This is a genomic window from Kaistia soli DSM 19436, from assembly GCF_900129325.1.
Classification (GTDB): domain Bacteria; phylum Pseudomonadota; class Alphaproteobacteria; order Rhizobiales; family Kaistiaceae; genus Kaistia; species Kaistia soli.
Map to the genome: position 1 here is coordinate 711,475 of NZ_FQUP01000002.1, position 26,206 is coordinate 737,680.

Sequence of the window (26,206 nt, forward strand, 5' to 3'; positions counted from 1 at the left end):
GCCGGCTGGGCGTCAGGCCTGCGCGTGCGGGCATGAGGAGGAACGACAATGCTGTTCAAGAATCTGCTCGCGGCAATCCTTCTGACCGCCGCGTCCGTCCTGCCGGCTGGCGCCCAGGACTTCATCGCCGGCATTCCGCGCAACGAGACGCTGATCGTCCAGGGCCCACCGGCGCAGAATGCCGAATGGTTCAATCTGTGGGCACCCGGCGGCGGCGCGAGCAATGACGGCCTGCAGCAGCTGACCGCGGACACCTTCTGGTTCATCAATCCCGATGGAACCGGCGACCAGGCCTGGACGAACGCCCTCGCGGCGGATCGGCCGCAGTACAATGCCGACTTCACCGAGATGACCGTGAAGCTGAAGGACGGCATCTTCTGGAGCGACGGCGTTCCCTTCACGGCCGACGACGTCGTCTACACGGTCGAGACGCAGATCGCCCATCCGGGCATGGGCTGGAGCGCGCCGTTCACGGTCAATGTGGATCGCGTCGAGGCGACCGATCCGCATACGGTGGTATTTCATCTGAAGGCGCCGAACTCGCGCTTCCACACGCTGTTCACGGTGCGCTGGAACGCCGCCTGGATCATGCCGAAGCATGTCTTCGAGAAGGTCGCCGACCCGCTCGGCTTCAATAACAATCCGCCCGTCTCGCTCTCGGCCTATGTGCTGCAGAGCTATGACAAGGCCGGCAACTGGGCGATCTGGAAGCTGCGCGATGATTGGCAGCGGACGTCGATCGGCATGGGGCTCAAGGAGCCGCCGCAGGTCAAATATGTCGTCTATCGCAATGCCGGCAATCCCGATGCCCGCGTCATCGAGCAGCTCAATCACAATCTCGACGTCATCAACGACATCGCGCCGGAGGGCATGTTCACCATCGCCCGCAAGGCCGGTGACAACATGGCCGCGTGGTTCCCGGGCTTCCCGTTCGCCCATCCCGATCCGACGCTGCCTTCCGTCCTCTTCAATCACCAGGTCAAGCCGTTCGACAATGCCGATGTCCGCTGGGCGCTGGCACTGATGATCGACATCCGTTCTGTTGCCATGGGCGCCTATCGCGGCGCTGCCAACCTTGCCGCGCTCTCGACCCCGCCGACCGGCATCGCGGTGCCGGACTATTACGAACCGATGCAGGATTGGCTGCAGGGCTTCGAGCTCAATACCGGCACGCGGACCATCAAGCCCTACGACCCGACGATCGCCGAGCAAGTCGCAGCGCTGGTTCGCCCACAATGGGGCGAGAGCATTCCAAGCGATCCGGCCAAGCTGAAGACCATGTTCGGCTTCGGCTGGTGGAAGCAGGATGTCCAGGCGGCCACGGAGCTGCTGCAGAAGGCCGGCTTCACCAAGCAGGGCAACCAGTGGATGATGCCCGACGGGAAGCCGTTCGCGATCCGTCTGATGGTCGAGGGCGACAACATCCCGACGCTGGCCCGCGCCGGCACCATCATCGCCCAGCAATGGTCGATGCAGGGCATCAAGACGACGGTGGACGTCGCGGGGCCGACCAACGGCCAGCGCCTCGGCGCCGGCGATTTCGAGGCGGCGATCTACTGGAGCGTCGAGACCTGGGGCGGCCACCCCGATCTCTCCTTCTTCCTCGACAGCTACGACTCGGCCTATATCGCCGCGCCGGGCAAGACGCAGCCGCCGCGCAACCTGCAGCGCTGGAAGAGCGACAAGCTCGACGCGATCATTGCCGAAAATCGCAAGATCGCGTTCGACTCGCCGAAGGTCATCGAGCTGGGTCGTGACTATCTGAAGCTGGCCGTCGAAGAGATGCCCTTCATTCCGCTGATGGCCTACAACAAGTTCGCGCCCTTCGACACGACCTACTGGACCGGCTATCCGAGCGCTGCTGATCCATACGCCGCATCGGGACCGTTCTGGTCGAACCTGCGCTACATGATCGTCGCGCTGAAGCAGAACCCGAACGCGCCGAAGCCCTGACCGCTCAGGCGGGCGCGGCGAAGGTCGCGCCCGCATCCCCTTGCCGACAAAGTGGATCGCAGATGGACGGCTTTGCCAAATATCTCGCCCGGCGCTTTCTCCAGTTCATCCTCGTGATCTTCCTGGGCGTGTCGCTGGCCTTCCTCATCACGCATCTCTCGCCCGTCGATCCGGTCGAGCAATCCGTGTCGTTGATGACGAATTTCGGTGCGACCGATCCGCGATCGGTGGCGCTTCTCCGCGAGGCCCTGTCAGAACTCTATGGGCTGCAGGGTTCGTTCTTCGAGCAGTATCTCGCCTTCTGGGGCCGCGTGCTGCATGGCGATTTCGGTCCGTCGCTGTCGTCCTTCCCGACCCCCGTGATGTCGCTGATCATGGGCGCGCTGCCCTGGACGGTCGGATTGCTGACGTTGTCGGTGCTCATCTCGTGGTGCCTCGGCAACCTCCTCGGCGCGCTGGCCGGCTATTTCCGTTCCAATCTGCTGTTGAAGCTCTCGGGCGCCGCCGTCATGGCGCTGCATCCGGTGCCAGCCTATATCGTCGGTCTGCTGCTGCTCCTGACTTTCGGCTTTGTCTGGCCGGTGCTGCCGATCTCGGGCGGCGCGCAGATGAACCTGCAGCCGGGTTTCAGCCTCGCCTTTGTCGGCTCGGTCATCGTGCATGGGCTGCTGCCGGCGCTTACGCTCGTCCTTGTCGGCATCGGCAGCTGGTTCATCTCGATGCGCTCGCTCGTTTCCAACATCGTCACCGACGATCACGTCGTCTATGCCGAGCTCGGCGGCGTCTCGTCGGGGACGATCTTCAGCCAGTATGTCGCGCGCAACGCGCTGCTGCCGCAGCTGACCGGATTGGCCCTTTCTCTCGGCAATGTGTTCGGCGGCGCCGTGATCACCGAATTCCTGTTCAATTATCCGGGCGTCGGCAGGCTGCTGATCCAGGGCATCTACAGCGGCGACTACAGCCTGGTGCTCGGCGTCACCACGATGTCGATCGTCGCGGTGGCTGTCGCGGTCTTCGTCATCGATCTCCTCTACCCGCTCATCGATCCACGCGTGAGGCTCGGCTGACCATGTTCTCGATCCTCAGGGACCTGCTGCGCTTCAATGTCGAATTCCTCATCGGCTTCCTCCTGACGGGCACGATCTTCCTCTTTGCCGCGGCGCATTTCTTCGCGCCCTATCCCGACACGGCCATCTACTTGCTGCCGCCGGACATGCCACCTTCGGCCGAATTCTGGCTCGGCACCACGTCGCGCGGTCAGGACGTCTTCTGGCAGATCAGCGGTGCGATCTGGAACACCATGACCTTCGGCCTCACGGTGATGATCCTCAGCCGTATCGTGGCGCTCGCCGTCGGCATGGTGTCGGGCTATCTCGGTGGCAAGGCCGACGAAGTGCTGATGACGATCAACGACACGCTGATCGCGCTGCCCAACATCCCGATCCTGCTGCTCGTCTATTTCGTCATGCGCGACCAGATGACCTGGCCGCTCCTCGCGCTCACCGCGGCGCTGCTCGGCTGGAACTATGACGCGCGCCTCATCCGCTCGGTGACGCTCAGCCTCCGCAACCGGGAATTCACCCGCCACGCCGTGTTCGCCGGCATGAGCGTGCCGCAGGTGCTGATACGCCAGCATCTTCCCTATGTGATGCCGGTCGTCTTCTTCACCGCCATGAACAATCTGATCTGGGCCATCGGGCTCGAGGTCACGCTGTCGGTTCTCGGCTTCTCCGACGTCAACCGGCCGACGGTCGGCGGCATGATCTATTGGGCCAACCAGCATCAGGCGGCCGTTTCCGGCATCTGGTGGTGGCTCGTGTTCCCGATCGTCGCGGTGGTGCTGCTCTTTCTCGGCCTGTTCCTGCTGGCGATCTCGATCAACGAATATATCGACCCGCGCAGTCGCCTGAGCCGGATGGGAGGCTGACCATGCACGCCACTTTGAAGCCCGAGGCCTCGACATCGTCTGCCGATCCGGTGCTGCGCGTCGATAATCTCAAGGCCTACTACCAGATGAACTATTTCGGCGTGTCGCGCGAAGTGCGCGCCGTCGACGACATCACGCTGACCATCCGCCGAAACGAGATCTACGGCATCGCCGGAGAGTCCTCGTCCGGCAAGTCGTCCCTGATCAAGACGATCGCCGGTGCGATCCGGCCGCCGCTGCGCGTCGTTTCGGGCTCGGTGCGCTTCGATTTCGACGGCCGAACCCTCGACGTCTATAACGATCCCGAGGCGATGAAGGCGGCGCGCTGGCGTCATCTCAGCTATGTGATGCAGGGCTCGATGAACGTCCTCAATCCGGTCCGCCGGGTGAAGCACGCGTTCCACGATTTCGCCTTCCGCCATATGGGCCTGTCGCCGTCGGCGTTCCGGGCGCGTGTCGAAGCGCATCTCGAGCGGATCGGGCTCGATCCGCAAGTGCTCGAATCCTATCCGCACCAGCTCTCGGGCGGCATGCGGCAGCGGCTGGCGATCGGTCTCGCGACGGTTTGCGAGCCGGAATTCATCATCGCCGACGAGCCGACCACGGCGCTCGACGTCCTCGTGCAGCAGGATGTGCTGGCGCTGATCAAGGACGTCCAGATGCGGCTCGGCTCGTCGATCATCTTCGTGACGCATGACATGACGGTGCATGCGGCGATCGCGGATCGGATCGGCATCATCTATGCGGGGCGGCTGGTCGAGGAAGGGCCGTCGCAGGCGATGTTCGAGCAGCCGCAGCACCCCTATACCGCGCATCTCATCGCCAGCCTGCCGCGCATCGGCGATACGACGCGCCGCGTCTCGCTGCCCGGCAAGCCGCCCAATCTCGCCGATCCGCCGAGCGGCTGCCGCTTTCATCCGCGCTGCCCGCTTGCGATCGCCAAATGCGAGACCGAGAGCCCGCCGCTTGTGCCGCGCGGCGAGGGCCGCGTCGCCTGCTGGCGCGCCGGCGAGGTGGCGGCGGCATGAGCGCGCTCCTCCAGCTCGACCATGTCGGACGCAGCTATCCCGTCGGCGGCTTCTTCGCCCGGCGGCAGCTCCAGGCGGTCAAGGACTTGAGCTTCACGCTCAATGCCGACAGGCCCGAGATTTTCACGATCGTCGGCGAATCCGGCAGCGGCAAGACGACCACCGCCCGCATGATCCTCGGTAACGAGGTGCCGACCAGCGGCGTTATCCGCTTCCTCGGCCAAGATGTCGCCGCCATCCGCAGCCGCAAGGACCGGCTGGCCTTCATGGCGAAGGTCCAGCCGATCTTCCAGAACCCGTTCGAAGCCTTCAACCCGCTGACGACGTTGGATTTTTATCTCTATTCCACGGCGCGACGCTTTCTCGGCCTCAGGACTCGGGCCGAGATCGAGGCCGCCGCGGACAAGGCGCTGCAGCATGTCGGCCTTTCGCTGGTGGAGGTGCGCGGCCGCTATTCGCATGAGCTTTCGGGTGGCCAGCTCCAGAGAATTGCCGTCGCCCGAGCGCTCATCCCCAGCCCTAAGCTGATCGTGGCGGACGAGCCGGTCTCGATGGTCGACGCCTCGCTGCGCATGTCGATCGTCAATCTATTCCGCACCCTGCGCGACGATCTCGGCGTCACGATCATCTACATCACGCACGATCTTTCGACGGCTTATTATATCTCCGACCGCGTGATCATCATGCACAAGGGCGATGTGATCGAGGCCGGCGATGCGCGCGCGGTGCTCGGCAATCCGAGCGAGGACTATTCGCGCGCGCTGCGCAATGCCGTGCTGCCGCCAGATCCCGTCGCGGCGCGCCGGATCATCGAGGCGAGACTGGAGCGGCGCCGCGCCGCCCTGACCGAAGCGGGGACCTGACGACAGGGTCCGGAGCCGGGCCTCTGCGCTAGGACGCCGCTGCCGGGCGGGCCGGGGTCCGGCGAATGGAGCTGTTCCTCACGACGAGACGCGGCGCAACGAGATAGTGCTCGGGCGTTTCTCGCCCTTTGATTCGCTCGATGAGCAGACTCGCCGCCTTCAAGCCCAGCATCTGGCCGGATTGGTCGACGCTGGTCAGGCTGTTCTGGGCGAAATCGCAATACATTGTGTTGTCATGCCCGACGATGGCGATGTCGTCGGGGATTCGGCGGCCGAGCTCGGTGGCGACGCCGATCACCTGCAAGGCGATAAAGTCGGTCCAGCAGAAGATGGCTTCGGGCCGGTCGGGTGCCGTGAGGATGGCCCGTGCGGTTTTCTGGACGTCCTGCGGGGTCTGGCTGGCATTGACGATGCGGGCAAAGCGGCCGAGGCCAAGCCGGTTCATCTCATCGCGATAGCCGCGCTCTCTCTCCTTGATGATCGTCGAGTCGGAGATCAGGCTCAGCATCGTTATGTTCCGGTATCCGCTCTCGACGAGATGCCGGACGGCAAGGCGCGCAGCCTCGTCGTCATCATTGTTGACGGTGTCGTAGACTTGGTTGCTGGAGTGGTGATTGCCGATCGTGACGAGCGGCGTCCGCTTGGCGATCTCGATGAGTTGGGCCTGATCGTTAGCGCCGACAATCAGAAGGCCGTCCATCTGCCGGTCGATCATCGAATTGACGAGACCCTCATCGACTGTCGGCGTCGTCCGGTTGATGCCGATCAATGCCTGATACTGCGTCCCCGCAAGCGCATCGTGCGAACCGTCGATGATGTCGGCGAAAAACGGATTGCGAAAATCCGGCAGGATCAGGCCGAGCGTGAAGGTCTGCCCGCGCATGCCGCGCGCGGCGGTGTGCGGACGATAGCCAAGCTTGGCCATGGACGAGTGGACCTTGGATCGCATCGATGGACTGACGCCATAGGCCTCTCGAAGGACCTTCGATACGGCCGCGACTGATACATTGGCGTCCGCCGCCACGTCACGGATCGTGATCCGATTGGGCTTTCCGCCCCCGGAACTCTTCATCGCTTATCCGCCCAACCATTAGCCGGCCCATGAGGCCGACGCCCGCTCTTGGCTTAGCTCACCCCTCACCGAATTTCTATTGCCACCGCGTCCGAAATATAGAACGATGCACGTAGAACAGTATACACATTCTAAGGACGTGTGTAGGGCTGGCTGCAGGGAGGTTGCGGTGTCGGAAGTGTTGGCAGAAGTGGCGGCGCCAGAAATGGCGCGGTCCATTCCGCATGCATGGGCGGGACAGATGATCCGTCCGCTGGCGGACAAGGGCGTGGGCACGCCCGCGTCATTCGTCGCGAAGGAGTTCGTGCTGGAGAGGGTCCGCGGCGACGAGGTGCTCCGCATCAGCGCACTGGGGCTCTACCGCGCCTTCATCAATGGCAAGCGCGTCGGCAGCGATGAGCTCACCCCGGGCTGGACGAGCTATGACGTCCGCCTGAGCTATCAGACCTACAAGGTCTCCGATCTCCTCGTCCCGGGCGTCAACCGGATCGAGATCTGGCTCGCTGATGGCTGGCTGAGATCACAGATGATGTGGGGCCAGGCGCCGATCTTCAACACCTGGGGCAGCGAGATCGCGGCCATCGCCGAGCTGCGCGCCGGCGCGGCCGCCGATGCGCCCGTCCTTCTCGCGACGGATGACAGTTGGGAAAGCGGCGAACTGCCGATCCGCAAGTCCGGCATCTATTTCGGCGAGATCTTCGATGCGCGCTTCAAGCCGCATCCGACCGACGGCACCGCCGTGATCGACTTCGACACCGCCCGCCTCATCCCGCATGAGACGATGCCGGTGAAGGAACTGGAGCCACTGGAGGTCGTCAAGCAGTGGACCGATCCGGAAGGGCGCACGGTCTACGACTTCGGCCAGAATGCCGGCGGCTATGTTGCGTTCGATGTGACGGGCGCTCCCGGCGCGAAGGTCATCGTCGAGCATGGCGAAATCCTCGACAAGGATGGCGTCTTCTACAACGGCAATCTCCGCACGGCGGAGGCACGGCTCGAATATATCCTGGCTGGCAGCGGGACCGAGCAGTATCGGCCCCATTTCACCTTTCAGGGGTTCCGCTACGCCCGTGTCACGATCGAGGGCGAGGCAAAGCTCAGCCATATCCGTCTCATTCCGATCAGCTCCGTCACTGAGGTCAAGGCCGGGTTCACGTCGGGCAATGCGCTCGTCAACCGCCTGGTGCTGAACACGCTCTGGTCGCAGCGGGCTAATTTCATCGAGGTTCCGACGGATTGCCCGCAGCGCGACGAGCGCCTCGGCTGGACGGGCGACGCTCAAGTCTTTGCCGGCACGGCCTGCTACCTCGCCGATGCGCATGACTTCTTCAAGAAGTGGGTGCGCGACGTCATGGCGGATCAGCGCGAGGATGGCGCGGTGCCGCATGTCGTGCCGGACCCGACGCGCCTCAACCCGAAGGATTATCCCGGCTTCTTCGGCAGTACCGGCTGGGGCGATGCCATCGCTATCGTGCCGTGGCAGCTCTATCTGCACTATGGCGACGCGGCGTTTCTAAGGGAGACGCTGCCGGCCATGGTCAAATGGGTCGACTTCGTCTGGTCGATCAGCGACGGACCCATCGTCTCGCCGCCGCGCAATTGGGGCGGACGGGGCTTTTCGTTTGGCGACTGGCTGCAGCCGAGCGGCCCGAGCGCCAAGCCGCTGCCGACGATCGGCGATGACGCCGCCGCGACCATCTATCTCTACATAACGTCCACCCTCGTCGCGCGGATCGCGCGGATCGTCGGCAACGCCGAGGTCGCGGACCGCATGGAGGCCATGGCGTCGAAGGTCAAGGCGGCTTTCGCCAGCGAGTTCGTCACGCCATCGGGCCGTCTTTGCTATGACGACCAGACGTCCTATGCGCTGGCTTTCCTGCATGACCTGATTCCGGCCGACAAGCAGGAGGCCGCCAAGGCCTATTTCAAGGCGACGATTGCCCGGTCCGATGGCCGGATCGGCACCGGCTTCATTGGCACACCCGCCTTGCTGCCGGCCCTCGTCAAGATCGGGGAGCCGCGCCTCGCGGCCGACGTCTTCCTGCAGGAGGAAGTCCCGGGCTGGCTCTATCAGGTCAAGATGGGCGCGACGACGATCTGGGAACGGTGGGACGCCATCCAGCCGGACGGCACGATCTACAATCCGCAGATGAACTCGTACAACCACTATGCCTATGGCGCCGTCTGCCAGTGGCTGCTGGAGGGTGTTGCCGGATTCAGGCCCGATCCGGAGGCGCCGGCTTTCACGACCATCATCTTCGAGCCGACCATCGTTCCTGAACTCTCGCCGGTGAAGGCTTACCATGACAGCCCGGCCGGAATGATCAGGGCCGAATGGACGCTGGACGGCGGGAAGGTTCGCTACGAGATCGAAATTCCTGCCAGGTCCAGCGGCGTGCTGAGGCTCGATCAGGCCTACAGGAACGTCACGGTCGATGGGAAGCCCGGCAGCACGGGGGAACAGACGCTCACCGAAGGCAAGCATCTCATCACCTTCGACTATTCGGCGCCGCCGCGCGCGCAGCGCGACGGCACCAACATCAATGCGCGGACCCCGTAGGAGAACGGGCCCGCATAACCAACTGCATCGGCACGGATAGGGAGGAAACCTATGCCACGATCGAAGAACTGGAGCGTCCTGGCCGGCTTCGCCGCAGGCCTGACGGTCATGACGGCCTTGTCGGGATCGGCATTCGCGGACACGACCACGCTGACATTCCTTGTTCCATCCGGCGAAGAGAATGTCGCGCGCGCTCAGTCGCTCGCAAAGGCGTTCGAGGCCGCCAATCCCGATATCAAGGTCGATATCGATACGCGGCCTGGCGGCGCGGAGGGCGACAACCTCATCAAGACGCGCCTGGCGACAGGCGAAATGTCGGATATCTTCCAGTACAATTCGGGTTCGCTCTTCCAGGCGATCAACCCGCAGCAGAACCTTGTCGATCTGTCGGGCGAGCCGTGGCAGGCCGATGTGCAGGACATCTTCAAGAAGGTCGTGACGGCTCCAGACGGTACGCAGCGCGGCGCGCCGATCGGCACCGGCATGGGCGGCGGCATCTACTACAACAAGAAGATCTACAGCGATCTCGGACTCTCCATCCCGAAGACCTGGGCCGAGTTCATGGCGAACAACGCCAAGATCAAGGCGGCGGGCAAGGTTGCCGTCATCCAGACCTTCAAGGACACCTGGACGTCGCAGCTTTTCGTCCTCGGCGACTTCTACAACGTCAACGCCGCCGAGCCTGATTTCGCGACCAAGTTCACCGGCAATCAGGCGAAGTTCGCGACCTCGCCAGCGGCTTTGAAGGGCTTCGAGCACCAGGCCGAGGTTTTCAAGGACGGATATCTCAACGAGGACTTCGGCGCGGCCACCTACGATGACGGCCTGCGCAAGCTTGCGACCGGCGAGGGCGCGCATTACCCGATGCTCACCTTCGCGACGGGCGCCATCAAGACGACCTATCCCGAGCATCTCGGGGATGTCGGCTTCTTCGCCATGCCGGGCGACGACGCCACCAAGAACGGCCTGACCGTCTGGATGCCGGACGGACTTTACATCGCAGGCAGCAGCGAGCACGCCGATGCCGCGAAGAAATTCGTCGCCTTCGTCGCGAGCCCGGCCGGCTGCGAGGCCCAGACGGCCGCGCTTGGCGTGACCGGGCCCTATATGGTGAAGGGCTGTGCCCTGCCCACGGACGTCCCTCCGGCTGTGGCCGACCTGCTTCCCTATTTCGGCGAGAACGGTGCCGCCTCTCCGGCGCTCGAATTCGTGTCTCCGGTCAAGGGTCCCTCGCTCGAGCAGATCACGGTCGAGGTCGGCTCCGGCATCCGTCCGCCGGCCGACGGCGCTGCGCTCTATGACGAAGACGTCAAGAAGCAGGCCCAGCAGCTCGGTCTGCCCGGCTGGTAGCAGCGACGCGGGTCCGGCTCGCGTGACGATCCGGACCCGTCCATGAGAGGACACACGATGACGCTTGCAACCGCCGCCTCCGGTGGACGGGTTTCTGTGCCCAAACGATCCATCCGGACGCCTTACCCGACCTGGTTCTTCCTGCCGGCGGCCGTGATCTATGCCGTGCTGTTCCTCTTTCCGACGCTGGCGTCGCTGTTCTTCAGCATGACGCGCTGGACGCTGTTCAACTGGACGTTCATCGGCTTCGACAACTTCGTCCAATTCTTCAAGGAGCCCTTTCTGGTTCAGGGGCTCGTCAACACGCTCATCTATGCCGCGGTGACGTCCGGGCTGAAGGTCGTGCTCGGCCTTCTGTTCGGCATGCTGCTCACCTCGGAAATCTGGGCGCGCGACTATCTCCGCTCGGTCGTATTCTTTCCGGTGCTCGTCAGCACGGTCGGCGTCGGAATCACGTTCACGGTCCTGATGCATCCGACGCAGGGCCTCATCAATGAGAGCCTCGCCCTTATCGGCCTGCCCGGTCCCGGCTGGCTCACCAACCCACGGCTGGCGCTCTTGTCCGTCGCTCTTGTCGATGTCTGGAAGGGTGTCGGCCTTGCGACCGTGATCTATATCGCCGGTATCGTCTCGATCCCCCGCGACTATTACGAGGCGGCGCGCATCGACGGCGCCGACGCTGTCCAGCGCTTCTGGAACATCACCCTGCCGCTCGCCCGGCCGGCCACGGTGACGGTGGTGCTGCTGAGCCTGATCGGCGGCCTGCGTTCGTTCGATCTGATCTGGTCGATGACCCGCGGCGGCCCCGGCTTCACCTCCGACGTCATCGCCTCGGTGATCTACAAGCAATATCAGGCCGGCTTCTACGGCCTGTCGACGGCCGGCAATGTCGTGCTTTTCGTCATGGTGGCGCTGATCATCGTGCCGCTGTCGATCGCCCTCAACCGCCGGGAGGTCGCGCGATGAGCCCGCAGCGCCGCTATCTGTCCGGGCTGCTGGCCATCCTCGTCTCGACTGTGGTCTTCGTGATCCCGTTCGCCTTCATCCTGCTGACGGCACTGAAGGACAAGAAGGAATCGGCGCTCCGCTCGTTCTCCTGGCCGGCCAGCTTTCACCTCTGGGACAATCTCGTCCAGGTGATCCAGGCGCGCGACTACATGCTGCTCACCGCCTTCTTGAACAGCACGATCCTGACGGTTGTAAGCGTGACGCTGATGGTGGTGTTCGGCGCGATGGTCGGCTTCGTGCTGCAGCGCCGCCCTTCGATCTGGACGTCGATCGCCAGCTTCTTCGTCCTGGTCGGCCTGATCATGCCGCCGGCCGTCGTCCCGACCATCTGGGTGCTGCAGAGCCTCGGCCTGTTCAAGACGCTGCACGGCATGATCCTGATCGAGGTCGCCTATGGGCTCTCGTTCAGCATCCTACTGTTCCGCGCCTTCGTCGCGACGATCCCGCGCGAACTCGACGAAGCGGCGACCATCGACGGCGCCGGCCCGCTGCAGCTCTTCTTCCGCATCATCCTGCCGCTGCTGAAGCCGGTGGTGGTAACCGTCATCGTCGTCCAGTCGGTCGCGATCTTCAACGACTTCACCAACCCGCTCTATTATCTGCCGGGCAAGCAGAACGTCACGGTCCAGCTCACGCTCTATAATTTCCAGAGCATGTTCGACACCTCGTACAACCTGCTCTTCATGAACGTGCTTCTGATCACGATCCCGCCGCTGATCGTCTTCCTGTTCTTCAACCGCCAGATCGTCGCCGGCATGACGGCGGGCGCCGTGAAGGGGTAGGGCAGTCAGCCCTTGACCGAACCCTGCAGAAGGGCAGCGACGAACTGGCGCTGGAAGACGAGGAACAGGATCAAGGTCGGCGTCAGGATCAGCAAGGCCCCGGCGCAGAGCAATGGCACGTCGGTGCCCCATTGTCCCTGGAAAGCGCCTAGCGCCCCGGCCATGGTCCGTTGCTCGGGGTCCTGGACGAGGACCACCGGCAGCAGGAACTGGTTCCAGGTCCACAGGAACAGAAGAATCGAAAGCGACATGATCGCCGGCCGCGCGATCGGCAGCTGGATCAGCCAGAACTGCTTCCAGTCCGAGGCGCCGTCAACCTCCGCCGCCTCGCCGAGTTCCTGCGGCACATTCAGGAAATGCGCACGCATCCAATAGACCGAAAACGGCATGAAAAGACCGATCAACGGCAGGATCAGCGCCATCCGTGTGTTGAGGATGCCGAGCGCCTTGGTCTCGTAATAGAGCGGCGTGATCACCGCCTCGAGGGGGAGCGTCAGACCGAGCACGAAGATGAGATAGAGCCACTTGCCGCGGCCCTTGTCGATCCGCGACAGGCCGTAGCCGGCCATGGTGGCGATCAGCACCGACACCGGCACGACGCCGCCGACGATCAGCGAGCTCGACCACAGCAGCTTCGTCATGTTGGCGACTTCGAACGCCTTGACGAAATTGCCCCATTGCGGATCGGACGGCCATTGCAACCCGGCTGGATAGCTACCGGAGGGGGCGAGCGCCGCGGAGAGCATGCTGAGGAAGGGCAGCAGCGTGACCGCCATGAGCGCGATCAGCATGGCGCGCGCGACGAGGGCATTGCCTTTGGATTCGATCATCGCTTCGGCCGCGCAAACCACTGGATGGGGAGGACGCAAAGAAGCACGAGCAACATCAATACGATAGCCAGCGCCGAGGCGAGCCCGACCTGGCGGTGTGCGAAGGCCAGACGGTAGATTTCCAGCCCCGGCACCATGGTCGAGATGCCTGGCCCGCCTGCCGTTGCGATATAGACGATATCGAAGCTGGCCAGCGCTGCGATCACCGTGATCGTCACGCAGACGCCAATCTCCTGCCTGAGCGCTGGGATCGTGATGTAGATCAGCTCCTGCCATTTGTTGGCGCCGTCGAGTTCGGCGGCCTCGTAGATGCTGCCGTCGATCTTGGCGATGCCGGTGACCAGCAGCATGGTGCAGAGACCGAGCAGCACCCAGGCGCCGATCATCCCCACCGCCGGCAGGGCGAAGGTGAAGTCTCCGAGCCAGCCGCGCGCCAGCGAACCGAGGCCGACGGCCGTCAGCATCTGGTTGACGAGCCCCGTCGAGGCGAACATCCAGCTCCAGGCGATACCGGCCGCGACCAGCGGGATCACCTGCGGCAGGAACAGCACCGTGCGGGTCACCGTGCCGAACGGGCCAGCCATGTGGCCGCGAATGACAGTGGCGACCGCAAGGCCAAGTGCGATCGGAATCAGCGTGAAATAGAGGATGAGATTGAACGCGTTGCCGATCACCTGCAGCAGGTCCGGATCGGTCAGCACGATCAGATAATTCCTGAGCCCGACAAAGCGCCAGCGCCCGATGCCGTCCCATCTGAGGGTCGAATAGAACAGCGACATGCCGAGCGGCACCAGCACGAACGCGGCGTACATGATGAGCGCCGGCGCGATGAAGCCGGCCGCGATCAGCAGCTTGCGCTGGTCGCGGTCCAAGCGAGGCGCGTGCCTGCCCGAGAGCCGACGCGGCGAGCCTTCGGCCCGCCGCGTCGTTGCTTTATTGAGGGTTGTCTCGCTCAACGCGAGAGTTCCTGCGCATATTCCTTCTGCACGGCCTTGAGCAGGCCGTCTGCCGTCTGCTTGCCGCCCACGAGCTTCTGCAGCTCCGGCGTCCATCCGGCCGAGAAGATGGCGCCGGTCGCATTGGCGATGAAGTCCATGGCGCCGTTCTCCTTGGCGATCACGGAACCAGCGGCGAGCGTCGCCTCCGTCACCGAGCCGGGCGCAACCGCCGGAATCGGCAGCGAGGTCGGGCCGCCGGGGTTGGAGCCGCCGATCTCGACATTGATCTTGCGCGCCTCCGGATTGGTCGCCACCCAGTTCAGGAAGAAGGCGGCGCAATCGGCGTGCGGCGCCTTGGCGCCAATGCCATAGGTGAGGGGCGCAGACATCGCGGCATGGCGTCCACCGGACTCGGCCGGTGGCATCAGGAAGAAGCCAGCCTTGCCGGCCATCTGCTTGTCGAGATTGCCCGACTCCCAGTCGCCGTTGAACATGAACAGCGCGTCGCCCTTCATGAAGCCGCTCATCATCCCAAAATAATCGATCGCATTGGTGTCCGGCGCGAAATAGCCGGCCTTTACCCAGCCCTCGAGATGCTCGGCAGCCTTGAGATTGGCGGGCGTGTCGATCGTCGCGCCGTCCTTCTGGAAGATCCAGTCATTGATCGGCTCGGGCGGGCCATAGGCGCCCATCAGATCCTGCAGCGGGAAGGCGAGGCCGCCATTGGTCTTGTTGAACTGGATAATCGGCGTGATGCCGGCCGCCTTCGCCTTGGCGAGGATCGCATCAAGCTCAGCCAGCGTCGTCGGAGGGGCTGTCATGCCGATCTTGGCGGCGAGTTCCTTGTTGTAGAAAACGCCGGTCATCGAATAGTTGAGGCCCATCGCATAGAGCGAGCCAGTACCGCGCGGACGACCCTCCGGCTCGACGCGAAGCTGGATCAATTGTGAGGCCGGGAACTGATCCCAGCCGAAATCGGCATAGTAGCCATCAAGGTTCTTCAAAAGCTCATTCGCGACGAGATCGCTCATGCTGGGCAGGCGCACGAGATCGGGCGGCGCGTCGCCGGCCAAGAGGCGCGGCGTGTTCTCCATGAGATTGGCGAACTGGTCTTCCTTGATGTCGAATTTGACATTTGGGAACTGCTTGCTGAATTCGTCGGCCAGCTTTCCGGCCAGTGGAAATCCAGTCTCGAGATAGGCGCTGACGGTCACCGGGTCGGTGCCGCAGCTCGGGGCGGCCAGCGCTCCTGTCGAGGCTGCAACCGACAGCGTCAGGGCGATGCCGGCTGCTTCGAGCTTCTTTATGGTCAAGGTGTCCTCCCTCAGCAAATCCACGCCAGGAAGGCGTGCTAAAAGGATTTAGCATAGGCGCGCCGTGGCGGGCAAGATCAGGCTCGCGTCGGTTTCAGAGAGCGGCGCGCAGCGCGTCGATGATGCGGGTTGCCCGAAGATCGCCGGGGCCCATCATCCAGTTGGTCACGAAGGCGAAGCCGAGTTCGGCCGCCGGGTCGGCAAACGTCACCTGGCCGCCGGCACCGTCATGGCCGAAGCTTTGCGGCGTGAGGTAATGGCGCGCATCGGAATCGAGCTGGAAGCCCATGCCCCAGCGGGGATGCGGCGGCGGCTCGGCGAAGACCGGCGGTCCCTCGGATTGGACGGTGGTTGCCAGCGCGGCCGTCGCGGGGGCGAGCAGGCGTACGCCGTCGGTCTCGGTGACGGTCGCCGACCAGATGCTGGCCAGCGCGTCGGCTGTCGCGATGCCGCCGGCGCCGGGGATCTCGGCGCTCCGGATGCGCGGATCATTGAAGCCGCCATCCGCCGTGACGAGCGATGCGGGCAACGCCTTGCCAAGCGTCATCGCGCGGTAGGTCCAGTTCGGCGTGGCCGTGGTGGTCTTCGCTGCCTCCGCGGCCCAGAGATCGAGGAGCGCCGGGTCGACCTGCAGATGGGCCACATGCTCCTGCGCGTCTTCGGGCAGTCCAATCCAGGCTGGCACCGCCAGCGGTCCTGCGATCGTCTCGGCGAAAAAGGCGCCCACCGACTGGCCGGTGACGCGGCGGATGACTTCGCCTGCGAGCCAGCCATGTGTCAGCGCATGATAGGCGTGGCCCGAGCCGAGCGGCCACAGCGGGGCTTGCGCAGCGAGTAGCGTCGCCATGGTCGGCCAGTCCAGCATGTCGTCCGGCGAGACATCGACGATGGGTGCCGACAGGCCGGCTTTGTGCGCCAGCAGGTGCTTTACCTGCACATCGCCCTTTCCAGCGGCGGCAAACTCCGGCCAGTAGCGGGCGACGGGGGCCTCGTAGTCGAGGCGGCCTTCCTGGACGAGGCGCGCCGCGAGGATCGAGACGAGACCCTTGGTGCAGGAAAAGACCACGGACGCCGTCTCTGGCTCCCAGCGCGCGCTGGTCCTCTCGTCCGCGATACCGCCGAAGAGATTGACGACGCGTTCACCCTTGATGCGGATGGCGAGCGCAGCACCCATGCTTGGATGGCCGTCAAACGCCGCGGCGAACGCATCGGCGATCGGCTCAAAGCCAGGTGTAACGTCTCCCTGAATGGTGATGGTCATGCGCTTTCCTCGATCCACAACGCGCCATTCCGTTCGACGATCGGCATCGGATCGGTGACGGCGCCGATGAACACGCCATTCTCGTCATTATTCCTGAACGCGAGCAGGACCGGATGGCCGGCGCGGTCCTCGATGATGCGGCCGCTATAGAGCTGCTCTGACGCGACGAGGTTTGCCGAAGCGATGGGGTAGGGCCCCTCGGGCTTTTCGGCAGCCACGCTCCAGATGCCGCCGACCGGGCCATGCCTCTGGTCGATCAGCTTGGCGGTGTCGCAGGAAAAGAGCAGATGCGTCTTGCCGCCGATACTCACGACCTGTGGCACTTCGAGATGCTGGAAACCGGCGCCGATCTCACTGAGCGGCGGTTGCACATCCCAGATCTCGAGATCCCTCGACGTCGCATGCCCGATGATGCCGCGATCGAGTTCGTCGCCATTGTTGGCGCGCGCCGTGATCAGCATGTGCCAGAGCTGACCGTCCGCCGACGGAAACACCCACGGATCCCGCCAGGCTTCTTCCGGCCAACTCGAAGAGCCGAGCGTCTCATACCAGCGCGGATCGGCCTGGCAGATCGGCCCGGGCTGCTTGGTCCAGTGATGGAGATCGGGCGATGTCGCCACGCCGATCGTCTCGATATTGGCGTGCGTGTCGGGTGTGAGAAATCGGCTGCCGGTATAGAACATGCGCCAGAGGCCATCCGGTCCGCGCACCACCGAGCCGGTCCACGTGGCGGTCTCGTCGAAATCCCCAGTCGCGCCAGCCTCGAAGGCACGGCCGTGATAGGTCCAGTTGACCAGGTCGGCAGAGGTCGCATGGCCAATCCGGGCATTGCGATGGCGGAGGTGCGGATCGCCGAGCGCGTGCGGGGCATGCAGGAAGAACATGTGGAAAGTGGCGCCGTCGTCGGCGAGCCAGAAATCCCACACCCAGTGATCGTCCAGCGCGAAGGCCATGGAAAATACCGCAGTTGCTAAAAGGATTTAGCAGATGATATACGGCAGGCGGATTTGTCAAGTTCCCCGCCGCCCCGTTATGACGGGCGGGAACTCCGCCACGGGGGTTGCAGCTGCGCGGAGGTGATATCGTTGGGAAAGAAGCGCGTCACGCTTGCCGATGTTGCCCGATTGGCGGGCCTGTCGCAAACGGCCGCCTCCATGATCCTGACGGGTCGGCCGGATACGCGCCTGTCCGCCGAAGCGCATGCTCGTGTCCATGCCGCTGCGGCTGAACTCGGCTACCGGCCCAATCTCGCGGCGCGGGCGCTGCGCACGGACAAGACGCGGACGATCGCCTTCATTTCGGACGTCGTCGCGACAACCCGTTTCGCCAATGGTCTCATACGCGGCACGCTGGCGGCCGCCGACGAGGCGGGCCATGTCGTCCTGCTGCTGGAAACCGGCGGAGAGCCGGCCCGCGAGGTCCAGGCGATCGAGGCCGCGCTGGATCGTCAGGTCGACGGGTTCATCTTCGCCGCCATGCGCGCGCGCGAAGTCTTCGTGCCTGCGCTGCCGGCGGCAAGCCGGGTCGTGATGCTGAACGCGACCAGCCGGCAGCATCCGGTGTCCGTGCTCCCGGACGAGTTCGAGGCCGGGCGCGCCGCCATAAGGCTGCTTGACAGCGCCGGTATTCGCGACGGGCTTGCCCTGATCGGCCACAATCCGGTGGTCGAGCAGGGCTATTTCCGCTCCGAAACCGTGTCGCGGCGCCTTGCCGGCATTCGGGCCGAGATGGAACGGCTCAACATGGCCTTCGTCGTCGAGGAGAGCTGCTGGAACTGGGAGGCGACGCATGGCTATGAACTGGTCAAGGGCCTCCTCGATCGCCGCGCCCCCATCAAGGCGCTGCTCTGCCTCAATGATCGCCTCGCTTTCGGTGCTTATCAGGCGCTCGGCGAGGCCGGGCTGAAAATTCCGGCGGATATTCCCGTCATATCGTTCGACAATGACGAACTCGCTGCCGATCTGCGGCCGGGGCTGACGACGTTCGCCCTTCCGCATGAACGGATGGGGCAGGAAGCCGTCCGCCTGCTGCTCGCACCCGAGATCGAGCCGTTCGAGCATCTGATCCCGATGACGCAGGTTCTGCGCGAATCGCTGTCCAATATCGGCGACGGTTGAGACTGGGTCTCTGGTCGATGCCCTGCGAGCCGCTTTTCAGCCGATTGCCGCCGGCAGTGTGAGGGCGACGCGGAGGCCCCTCGGGGCGTTCCGTGAGAGCGTCAGCGATCCGCCATAGAGTTCGGCGAGCTCCCGCGTGATGGAAAGGCCGAACCCGTGGCCAGGTGTCGTCTCGTCCGTCCGTCGGCCCGGCAGCAATACATCCTGCAACAGCGCCTCTGGCAGGCCCGGTCCATCGTCGCGGATCGTGAGGACGACCCTGCGCGCCTCTTCGCTTGCGGAGACCGCGACGGTCGAGCGCGCCCATTGAAACGCGTTGTCGAGCAGGTTGCCGAGCATCTCGTCAACGTCCTGGCCTTCGCAGGCGACGCCGATTTCACCTGCGATGTCGATTTTGACGGCGATGTTCCTATCAGCATGGATCTTGGCGAGCGCAGCCACGAGATCGACGACACGTGGGGCGAGGAAAGTCGCAGCCATTCCTGCGCCGCCGGCCGCGGCGGCCCGGGCCCGTCCTAAATGATGCCGGATGCCCCGCTCCATCTGCTCGACAAGCGGCGCCATCGCGCCGTTCGGGTCGCGGCCGGGCTCCGCAAGCTCGAGCGCGAGGCCCGCAAGCGGCGTCTTCAGGCTGTGGGCGAGATTGGCGACATGCAGGCGTGCGCTGGCGAGGCCGGCGGCATTCTGATCGATGAGCGCGTTCAGCTCCGCCACGACCGGCACCAGTTCGGCCGGCTGCTCGGCAGGCGCGCGTTGCATGCGACCAGCGCGCACGGCCCGCAGATCCTCGGAAAGCTTCGCAAGCGGCCGCAGCCCGATTCGGACCTGCATGAAGCTGGCTGCCAGCAGGCCGGCGGCGATGGCGAAGATCGAGATCACCAGCGGCACGAGGGCTTCTCGGAGCGGGGTCGCTATGGCCGAAAGCGGTGCCGCCGCTGTGATGACCAGCGGTGTCGTTCCGACCAGGATGGAGCGCGTTCGCACATGCAGTTCCTCGCCGGCGGCCGAGACTGCATTGGGCGGCGGCGGTCCGTCCGGGTGATGCGGCTCCCCCGGCTGGCGCGGCTCCGCTGGAGGCGGTGGATCGACCGGGCGGGGCGGCAGGCCGAGCGTGCCTCCGGCGAGCGATGACGACCTGAAGTCGACACCCTCGCCGTTCACCTGCCAGTACCAGCCCGAGCCAACCCGGTCGAAAGGCGGCACTTCCGCGAAGGGGCGCAGGTTCACCCGGCCGTCGGGACCGGACGTGATCGCACCCGAGACGGTTGCGATCTCCAGATCGAGGCGCTGGTCGATCTGCCCGACGATGAAGCGGTCGAGGATCAGGCCGATCAGGATGGTCGCGGCGGCAAGCGCCAGGACCATGAAGATCGCACCGCCGACCAGAAGCCGTCCCCCCAGCGAGCGCGGCAGGATGCTCATGCCGGCGTTGCCGTCAGGCGATAGCCGCGGCCGCGGCTGGTTTCGATGCTGTCATGGCCGATCTTGCGGCGAAGCCTGCCGATGATCACCTCGAGCGAATTGGAATCGACGTCGGCATCGCCGTCATAGACCCGCTCCAGCAATTCGCTGCGCTCAACGATCACTTCCTTGCGCAACATCAGGCATGAGAGAACGCGCCATTCAAGCGCCGTCAGCTTCAGCGGCAGACCATCGCGCTCGAAGGTGCCGATCTGCGCGTCGAAGGTCAGCGCGCCGCAGACGAGGCGGGTGGCGGCATGGCCGTTGGCGCGGCGGACCAGCGCGCGCAGCCGCATGATCACTTCCTCGACCTTGAACGGCTTGGTGAGATAGTCGTCGGCGCCGGCCTTGAAGCCTGCGACCTTCTCGGACCATCCGTCGCGGGCGGTGAGGACAAGGACCGGCAGCGTTCTCTCCTCTGCGCGCCATGCCTTCAGGACGGAGATGCCGTCCAACTTGGGCAGGCCGAGATCGAGAATGGCAGCGTCATAGAACTCGGTCGAACCCAGATGGGCGCCGTCCTCGCCATTCGCGGCGATGTCGACGACGAAGTTCTCCGCCCGGAGCGACGCTGCGATCCGCTCTGCCAGTCCTTTATCGTCCTCGACGAGCAACACGCGCATGAAAGGCTCCAATACCAGCGCCGTGGTTAGTCCCGCGACCTTAACTGAAACTGAACGGTCCGGTTCAGTTGGGGTTCGAAGCGGGTTGCTAGAAAGGCGGCCTCTGCAACGAAGGAGCATCTGACGATGTCCGAAACACCGAATACCCAGGCCGAGACTGTTGCCGCGCAGACCGATAGGCCAGCTCTGGCATCGCGCTTCCGTCCGAAGAAGCGGTATGCCTTCGCAGCCCTTGCCGCCATCGCCATTATCGGCGCCGGCGCTGCCGGCGGCGCCGCCGCCGTGACCGCGACGCGCTCAACCGCCGAGATGGCACCGGTGACGCCGGTCGCGATCTCGGGCCTTTCGAGTTCCGCGCTGGTCTCCGTCAAGGGAAATGTCGCCGAGATCTTCGGCAACAAGTTCATCATCCAGGACAGCAGTGGTCGTGCTCTGGTCGAAACCGGTCCGGCTGGCGACAACGGCAAGCTGGTTGCACCCAACGAAGCCGTGACGGTGCAGGGCCGCTTCGACAACGGTTTCATCCACGCGGACTTCGTGGTGCATGCCGATGGCACGGTCGAGGCTGTCCGTCCCGCCGGCCCGCCGCCGCCGCCCCCGCATGGTCCGCGTGGCCCGCATGATCACGCCAGCGGTCCGGACGGCCCGGCGCCGCATGAAGGACCCGGCCCGAATGATGCGCCGCCCCCGCCGCCCGCGCCGCCGGCCCCGGATGCATCGGGGGCGCCTGTCGCCCCGCCGGCTCCCGATGCGTCTGCGGCGCCCGTCGCCCCGGCTCCCGCAACGCCCGCAGCGCCGGCGCCTGCTACGACGCCGTAATCCCCGGCCCTGAGGCCGAAGGCGTAGATAGTCGCCGCAAAGCCACGGCTTTGCGGCGATTTCTATGCCGGCATCGCCAGGATGTGACATCGCTGGCAAATCCGATTATGGACGGCGCGGATTTCAGCCGCCGTGTCGGCGGGAAAGGCATTCATGTCGTCCCATTTTGCCGTCTGGATTATCGCCGCCATTGCTACCGCCGGCGTGATCCTCAGGCCCTTCAGCCTGCCGGAAGCGGTCTGGTCGGTCAGCGGAGCGGCGCTCCTTGTCATCCTCGGTCTTCTGTCGGTGCCGGATGCGCTTATCGGCATCCGCAAGGGCACGGACGTCTACCTCTTCCTGATCGGCATGATGACGCTCGCCGAGTTGGCGCGGAAGGAAGGGCTTTTCGACTGGTTGGCGACCATCGCCGTCCGGCATGCCCGCGGCTCCGGCATTCGCCTGTTCAGCCTCGTCTATATCGTCGGCATCGTCGTGACGGTCTTCCTCTCCAACGATGCGACAGCGGTCGTTCTGACCCCGGCCGTCTATGCGGCGGCGCGTGCCGCCGATGCCGAGCCGCTGCCTTACCTCCTGATCTGCGCCTTCATCGCCAATGCCGCGAGTTTCGTGCTGCCGATCTCAAATCCTGCCAATCTGGTGATCTATGGCAGCCAGATGCCGACGCTGCCGGTCTGGCTCGCGACCTTCGGACCGGCCTCGATCGTCGCCATCGCGCTGACATTCCTGTCGCTGCGGTTCGTCCTGCGGTCCAGCCTGCCGAAAACGATCGGGACGGATATCGCGCCGGTGCGCCTGTCGCGCGGCGGTTTCCTTGCCGCCATCGGCATCGGCGTCACCGCCGCGCTGCTGCTGCTCGCCTCGGCGCTCGGCTGGGAACTCGGCCTGCCGACTTTCATCGCCGGTCTGCTCACCGCCTGCTTCATCCTGATCGGCAGCCGCCAGTCACCCTGGCCCGTCGTCAAGGACATCTCTTGGAGCGTGCTGCCGTTGGTCGCCGGCCTTTTCGTGCTGGTGGAGGCGCTGCAGACGACGGGCGTCATCGACGCGCTGGCCACGCTCACGCAACATTTCGCTGCCCAATCGGTCAGTTGGACGGCGGCCGGTGCAGGCGTGGTGGTCGCGCTCGTCTGCAACCTGATCAACAACCTGCCGGCCGGGCTGATCGCCGGTTCGACGGTCGCAGCAGGGCAGTTGCCGACACCGATCACCAATGCCGTGCTGGTCAGCGTCGATCTTGGCCCGAATCTCTCGGTGACCGGATCACTGGCGACGATCCTGTGGTTGGTGGCGCTGCGCCGGGAAGGGCAGACCGTCGGCGCCTGGCGCTTCCTGAAGATGGGCGTGGTCGTGATGCCACCCGCGCTGATCGGCGCGTTGCTCGCTCTTCATCTTTTTGCAGGCTAAGGGCGGTCGGTCCCGCCCATAGGCCGTGATGCCGCATTGGGCCCGCAAAGGCCCAACGCGCCGATCAGGCTGGCCACGCTCTAGGCGCGCTGCAGCATGCCATCCTGAAGCATGAGCCGGGCCGCGCCTGCGGCATCGAGGGTGATCTCGGCGGCCAACGATTCATAGAGAATCCGAACGGCCGAACCCGCTGCGCCCTGAACGATGGCCTCGACGAGCGCGCCATCACTCCAGGCCAGATCCACCGTGAAACCGCCGCGGGCGCGCACGCCCTTGACCGAACCGCGGTCCCAGCCTGCCGGGAGGGCCGGCAACAGGCGGATCGCGCCGGGCTTCGATTGCACCAGCATTTCGAGGATTCCGGCGGCGCCGCCGAAATTGCCGTCGATCTGGAAGGGCGGATGGGCGTCGAACAGGTTTGGATAGCAGCGTTCCGGACCGAGCAGCAGCGTCAGGATGTCGGCGGCATGTTCGCCATCCCGGAGTCGTGCCCAGAGATTGAGGCGCCAGCCGATGCCCCAGCCCGTGGCATCGTCGCCGCGAGTTTCCAGCGAATGGCGTGCGGCGGCGGTGAGTTCCGGGTTGGCGTCAAAGTCGATCTGCAGGCTCGGATAGAGACCGTAGAGATGCGAGACGTGCCGATGGTCGAGTTCGGGCGCCTGCATGTCCCAGTCCTCGGCCCATTCCTGCAACTGGCCCGACGAACCGATCCGATCGGGAGCCAGTCGCGGCAGCGTTTCCGCAAGGCGCGCGCGAAGCTCGGCGTCGAGCCCCAGCAGGTTTGAGGCGCTGATCAGGCCGCCGAACAGGTCGCGCATGATCTGGTTGTCCATCGCCGGCCCGGCGCAGAGCGAGCTGCCGAACGGATGGAGATTCTCCGGCGAAAGCGAGGGGCAGGTAACCAGTAGATCCGATCCCGGCAGTGGCACCAAATAGTCGAGCAGGAATTCCGCCGCGCCCTTCATCAGCGGGTAGATGCGCTTCAGCAGAGCTTCCGAGCCCGAGAAGAGGTAGTGGTCCCAGAGCTGGGCGCACAGCCACGCGCCGCCCATCGGCCAGAGCCCCCATTGCGGTCCGTCGATCGGGCCCGCGGCCCGCCAGAGGTCGGTGTTGTGATGCAGCAGCCAGCCCCGCGCGCCGTAATGCTCGCGTGCGAACACCGCACCCGTGACCGCGAGGTCCTCGACCATGCCGATCAGCGGCTCAAAGCATTCGGGAAGGTTGCCGGGGTCGGGCAGCCAATAATTCATTTCTAGATTGATATTGGCCGTATATTTGCTGCCCCAGGACGGACGCGTTTCCTCGTTCCACAAGCCCTGCAGGTTGGCTGGCTGCGTGCCGGGCCGCGAGCTCGAGATCATCAAATAGCGGCCATATTGCAGGAACAGCGCCGCCAGAGCCGGGTCCTGCGTCTCGGCATAGTACACGATGCGCTGGTCGGTCGTCCGCGGGTCCGGGGCGGCTGAACCGAGGCTGACGGACAGGCTGCGGAAGAGCCGCCGATGTTCGGCGAGATGCTCGTCCAGCAGCGTCTGCGGCGATTGCCGCACCGCAGCCTCCAGACGCGCCTCAACGAGCGCATCCGGATTGCCGCCGACATCGTCGAAACGGCGGAAGCTGGTGGCTGCGTCGACGATCAGCGTGACGCTGTCGGCACCCCGGACACGGAGGGTTTCGGGACTGTTGCTGAGCGCGCCGCCCTCATGCAGCACGCGAAGGCCGAACCGGAAGGCGAGCGCACCGGGAATGCCGTTCTCGCGCCGGTTCGTTCCCCGGAAGGCGAGGCCATCGCGCGTCGAATTCTCCATCTCGCCCGGCTGCGGGCTGGTCATGCCGATATCGAGCGAGACCGCACCGGGCCGGTCGGCAGTGATGCGGTAGACGATCACTCCGGCAACCGGCGAGGCATAGGCTTCGCGCCGGAACGTCGTACCGCTCGCTTGGTACTGTGTCGCCGCAATGGCGCTGTCGAGATCGAGCGTCCGCTCGTAATCGGCTGCGATCATCGAATGGTGGAAATGGATGAAGACGTCGCCGATCGGCTGAAACGAGGTCTGCAAATAGGGCTCGGCCATCAGGAAGCTGTGGGCGAGATCCTCTGCCTCCTTGTAGCGGCCGGCAAAGATCAGGCTGCGCACTTCGTCCACATGGCGCCGCGCCTGAGGATTGACCGGAGAATAAGGGCTGCCGGTGAAGAACGTGCTCTCATTCACCTGCAGCCGGTCGCGCGAGATATCACCGAAAATCATTGCACCAAGACGGCCATTGCCAATCGGCAGGGCTTCCGTCCAGACGGCTGCCGGGCGTGTGTAGCGAAGCTTGAGATCGGTCATGAAAAGCCGTCGGGTTGGAGATTGGCGACACATTTGGGCGGCGCGATTTGAGAAAGGGATGGCCGTTCAAATCTCGATTGTCAAATGGAGATGATAACGTTTCAACTTACCTGGCTGGCCCTTTCTCGACTGATGATCTCGATCCGAGACGCCTGCTTTGCGGTCCCGCCGCAGCGCAGCGGGTCGGCTGCGCTGCGAGGATCGACCGCGATTGGCCTGTTGGTGTCGCGCCTTGGCGATGGCGCAGCGCCTGGCCCACGCCACGATGCTGGATTGCGGGATTATTCTGCACGGTTCGACGAAGCGGATCGCGTCACCGTTGGTCGTAGCCTTATTCGCCGGCAGCAGGATCGTGGCCTTCGGCGTGCCTCGATCTTCGATGCTTTGCATGGATTGGTAGGGCAGTGCAGCATTTTACAACTCCTCTAGCCAGTCGTTGTGAGACCTGCCAAAAGAGAATCTGGAGCAACGGGCGTTGCCGCGCTGGATCGCCTGATAGCGTGGCCTCCTCGGCAGTGTGTAGGACGCAACAGGACAAGCAGGTCGAGCGGGCCGATGCCG

21 protein-coding genes are annotated in these 26,206 nt (G+C 64.6%); 12 read left to right on the plus strand and 9 right to left on the minus strand.

Going from position 1 to position 26,206, the window contains the following annotated elements:
* Window positions 1–48: 48 nt before the first annotated feature.
* The 5 genes from BUB39_RS12815 to BUB39_RS12835 all read left to right on the plus strand — a co-directional run bounded on the left by BUB39_RS12815 (window position 49) and on the right by BUB39_RS12835 (window position 5,771).
* A complete protein-coding gene (locus BUB39_RS12815; RefSeq protein WP_073053783.1) occupies window positions 49–1,953 on the plus strand; it encodes an ABC transporter substrate-binding protein in 1,905 nt (634 codons plus the stop codon).
* 62 nt (window positions 1,954–2,015) lie between these two features.
* On the plus strand, window positions 2,016–3,020 hold the full coding sequence (locus BUB39_RS12820) for an ABC transporter permease (RefSeq protein ID WP_073053785.1): 1,005 nt from the start codon (window positions 2,016–2,018) through the stop codon (window positions 3,018–3,020).
* Between the two features lie 2 nt (window positions 3,021–3,022).
* On the plus strand, window positions 3,023–3,880 hold the full coding sequence (locus tag BUB39_RS12825) for an ABC transporter permease (RefSeq protein ID WP_073053787.1): 858 nt from the start codon (window positions 3,023–3,025) through the stop codon (window positions 3,878–3,880).
* Between the two features lie 2 nt (window positions 3,881–3,882).
* Window positions 3,883–4,908, plus strand: a complete 1,026-nt coding sequence (locus BUB39_RS12830) for an ABC transporter ATP-binding protein (RefSeq protein ID WP_073053789.1) — start codon at window positions 3,883–3,885, stop codon at window positions 4,906–4,908.
* A complete protein-coding gene (locus tag BUB39_RS12835; RefSeq protein ID WP_073053791.1) occupies window positions 4,905–5,771 on the plus strand; it encodes an ABC transporter ATP-binding protein in 867 nt (288 codons plus the stop codon). The genes BUB39_RS12830 and BUB39_RS12835 overlap by 4 nt, the downstream gene beginning before the upstream one ends.
* Before the next feature lie 28 nt (window positions 5,772–5,799).
* Here BUB39_RS12835 and BUB39_RS12840 read toward each other — a convergent pair whose 3' ends face one another.
* On the minus strand, window positions 5,800–6,843 hold the full coding sequence (locus BUB39_RS12840; RefSeq protein ID WP_073053793.1) for a LacI family DNA-binding transcriptional regulator: 1,044 nt from the start codon (window positions 6,841–6,843) through the stop codon (window positions 5,800–5,802).
* 205 nt (window positions 6,844–7,048) lie between these two features.
* Here BUB39_RS12840 and BUB39_RS12845 point away from each other — a divergent pair, with 205 nt between their 5' ends.
* From BUB39_RS12845 to BUB39_RS12860, 4 genes are read left to right on the plus strand one after another with little or no spacing between them, the layout of a single operon-like run.
* Window positions 7,049–9,403 carry an alpha-L-rhamnosidase gene (locus BUB39_RS12845; protein WP_073053795.1) on the plus strand — a complete coding sequence of 785 codons (2,355 nt, stop codon included), beginning with the start codon at window positions 7,049–7,051 and terminating at the stop codon, window positions 9,401–9,403.
* Between the two features lie 51 nt (window positions 9,404–9,454).
* The gene (locus tag BUB39_RS12850; protein WP_073053805.1) at window positions 9,455–10,753 is read left to right on the plus strand and encodes an ABC transporter substrate-binding protein; all 1,299 of its coding nucleotides are present in this window, start codon (window positions 9,455–9,457) and stop codon (window positions 10,751–10,753) included.
* A 57-nt stretch (window positions 10,754–10,810) separates the two neighbouring features.
* Window positions 10,811–11,719 (plus strand): carbohydrate ABC transporter permease, encoded by a 909-nt coding sequence (locus BUB39_RS12855; RefSeq protein ID WP_139251452.1) that lies wholly within the window; start codon window positions 10,811–10,813, stop codon window positions 11,717–11,719.
* The gene (locus tag BUB39_RS12860) at window positions 11,716–12,543 is read left to right on the plus strand and encodes a carbohydrate ABC transporter permease (protein WP_073053808.1); all 828 of its coding nucleotides are present in this window, start codon (window positions 11,716–11,718) and stop codon (window positions 12,541–12,543) included. Before BUB39_RS12855 ends, BUB39_RS12860 begins: the two co-directional genes overlap by 4 nt.
* 5 nt (window positions 12,544–12,548) lie before the next feature.
* Here the strand turns inward: BUB39_RS12860 and BUB39_RS12865 are convergent, their stop codons facing one another.
* From BUB39_RS12865 to BUB39_RS12885, 5 genes are all read right to left on the minus strand, one after another.
* A complete protein-coding gene (locus BUB39_RS12865; protein ID WP_073053810.1) occupies window positions 12,549–13,373 on the minus strand; it encodes a carbohydrate ABC transporter permease in 825 nt (274 codons plus the stop codon).
* Window positions 13,370–14,329 carry a carbohydrate ABC transporter permease gene (locus tag BUB39_RS12870; RefSeq protein ID WP_244540234.1) on the minus strand — a complete coding sequence of 320 codons (960 nt, stop codon included), beginning with the start codon at window positions 14,327–14,329 and terminating at the stop codon, window positions 13,370–13,372. Before BUB39_RS12870 ends, BUB39_RS12865 begins: the two co-directional genes overlap by 4 nt.
* On the minus strand, window positions 14,326–15,624 hold the full coding sequence (locus tag BUB39_RS12875; RefSeq protein ID WP_210187065.1) for an ABC transporter substrate-binding protein: 1,299 nt from the start codon (window positions 15,622–15,624) through the stop codon (window positions 14,326–14,328). Before BUB39_RS12875 ends, BUB39_RS12870 begins: the two co-directional genes overlap by 4 nt.
* Before the next feature lie 94 nt (window positions 15,625–15,718).
* Complete coding sequence (locus BUB39_RS12880; RefSeq protein WP_073053812.1) at window positions 15,719–16,885, minus strand: serine hydrolase domain-containing protein; 1,167 nt, start codon at window positions 16,883–16,885, stop codon at window positions 15,719–15,721.
* A complete protein-coding gene (locus BUB39_RS12885) occupies window positions 16,882–17,838 on the minus strand; it encodes a glycoside hydrolase family 68 protein (RefSeq protein ID WP_073053814.1) in 957 nt (318 codons plus the stop codon). The genes BUB39_RS12880 and BUB39_RS12885 overlap by 4 nt, the downstream gene beginning before the upstream one ends.
* A 132-nt stretch (window positions 17,839–17,970) precedes the next feature.
* Here BUB39_RS12885 and BUB39_RS12890 point away from each other — a divergent pair, with 132 nt between their 5' ends.
* Window positions 17,971–19,002, plus strand: coding sequence for a LacI family DNA-binding transcriptional regulator (locus BUB39_RS12890; RefSeq protein ID WP_073053816.1), 1,032 nt, complete (start codon window positions 17,971–17,973; stop codon window positions 19,000–19,002).
* A 36-nt stretch (window positions 19,003–19,038) separates the two neighbouring features.
* On the opposite strand, the gene BUB39_RS12895 is transcribed toward BUB39_RS12890, so the two are convergent.
* Together BUB39_RS12895 and BUB39_RS12900 are read right to left on the minus strand one after the other, a co-directional pair.
* Window positions 19,039–20,424 carry a sensor histidine kinase gene (locus BUB39_RS12895; protein ID WP_073053818.1) on the minus strand — a complete coding sequence of 462 codons (1,386 nt, stop codon included), beginning with the start codon at window positions 20,422–20,424 and terminating at the stop codon, window positions 19,039–19,041.
* Window positions 20,421–21,086, minus strand: coding sequence for a response regulator (locus BUB39_RS12900; RefSeq protein ID WP_073053820.1), 666 nt, complete (start codon window positions 21,084–21,086; stop codon window positions 20,421–20,423). The genes BUB39_RS12895 and BUB39_RS12900 overlap by 4 nt, the downstream gene beginning before the upstream one ends.
* A 126-nt stretch (window positions 21,087–21,212) precedes the next feature.
* Between BUB39_RS12900 and BUB39_RS25980 the strand changes: the two genes are divergently transcribed.
* Together BUB39_RS25980 and BUB39_RS12910 are read left to right on the plus strand one after the other, a co-directional pair.
* A complete protein-coding gene (locus tag BUB39_RS25980; protein ID WP_210187066.1) occupies window positions 21,213–21,905 on the plus strand; it encodes a hypothetical protein in 693 nt (230 codons plus the stop codon).
* A 153-nt stretch (window positions 21,906–22,058) separates the two neighbouring features.
* On the plus strand, window positions 22,059–23,312 hold the full coding sequence (locus BUB39_RS12910) for an arsenic transporter (RefSeq protein ID WP_073053823.1): 1,254 nt from the start codon (window positions 22,059–22,061) through the stop codon (window positions 23,310–23,312).
* A gap of 80 nt (window positions 23,313–23,392) precedes the next feature.
* On the opposite strand, the gene BUB39_RS12915 is transcribed toward BUB39_RS12910, so the two are convergent.
* On the minus strand, window positions 23,393–25,645 hold the full coding sequence (locus BUB39_RS12915; protein ID WP_073053825.1) for a glycoside hydrolase family 95 protein: 2,253 nt from the start codon (window positions 25,643–25,645) through the stop codon (window positions 23,393–23,395).
* Window positions 25,646–26,206 lie beyond the last annotated feature (561 nt).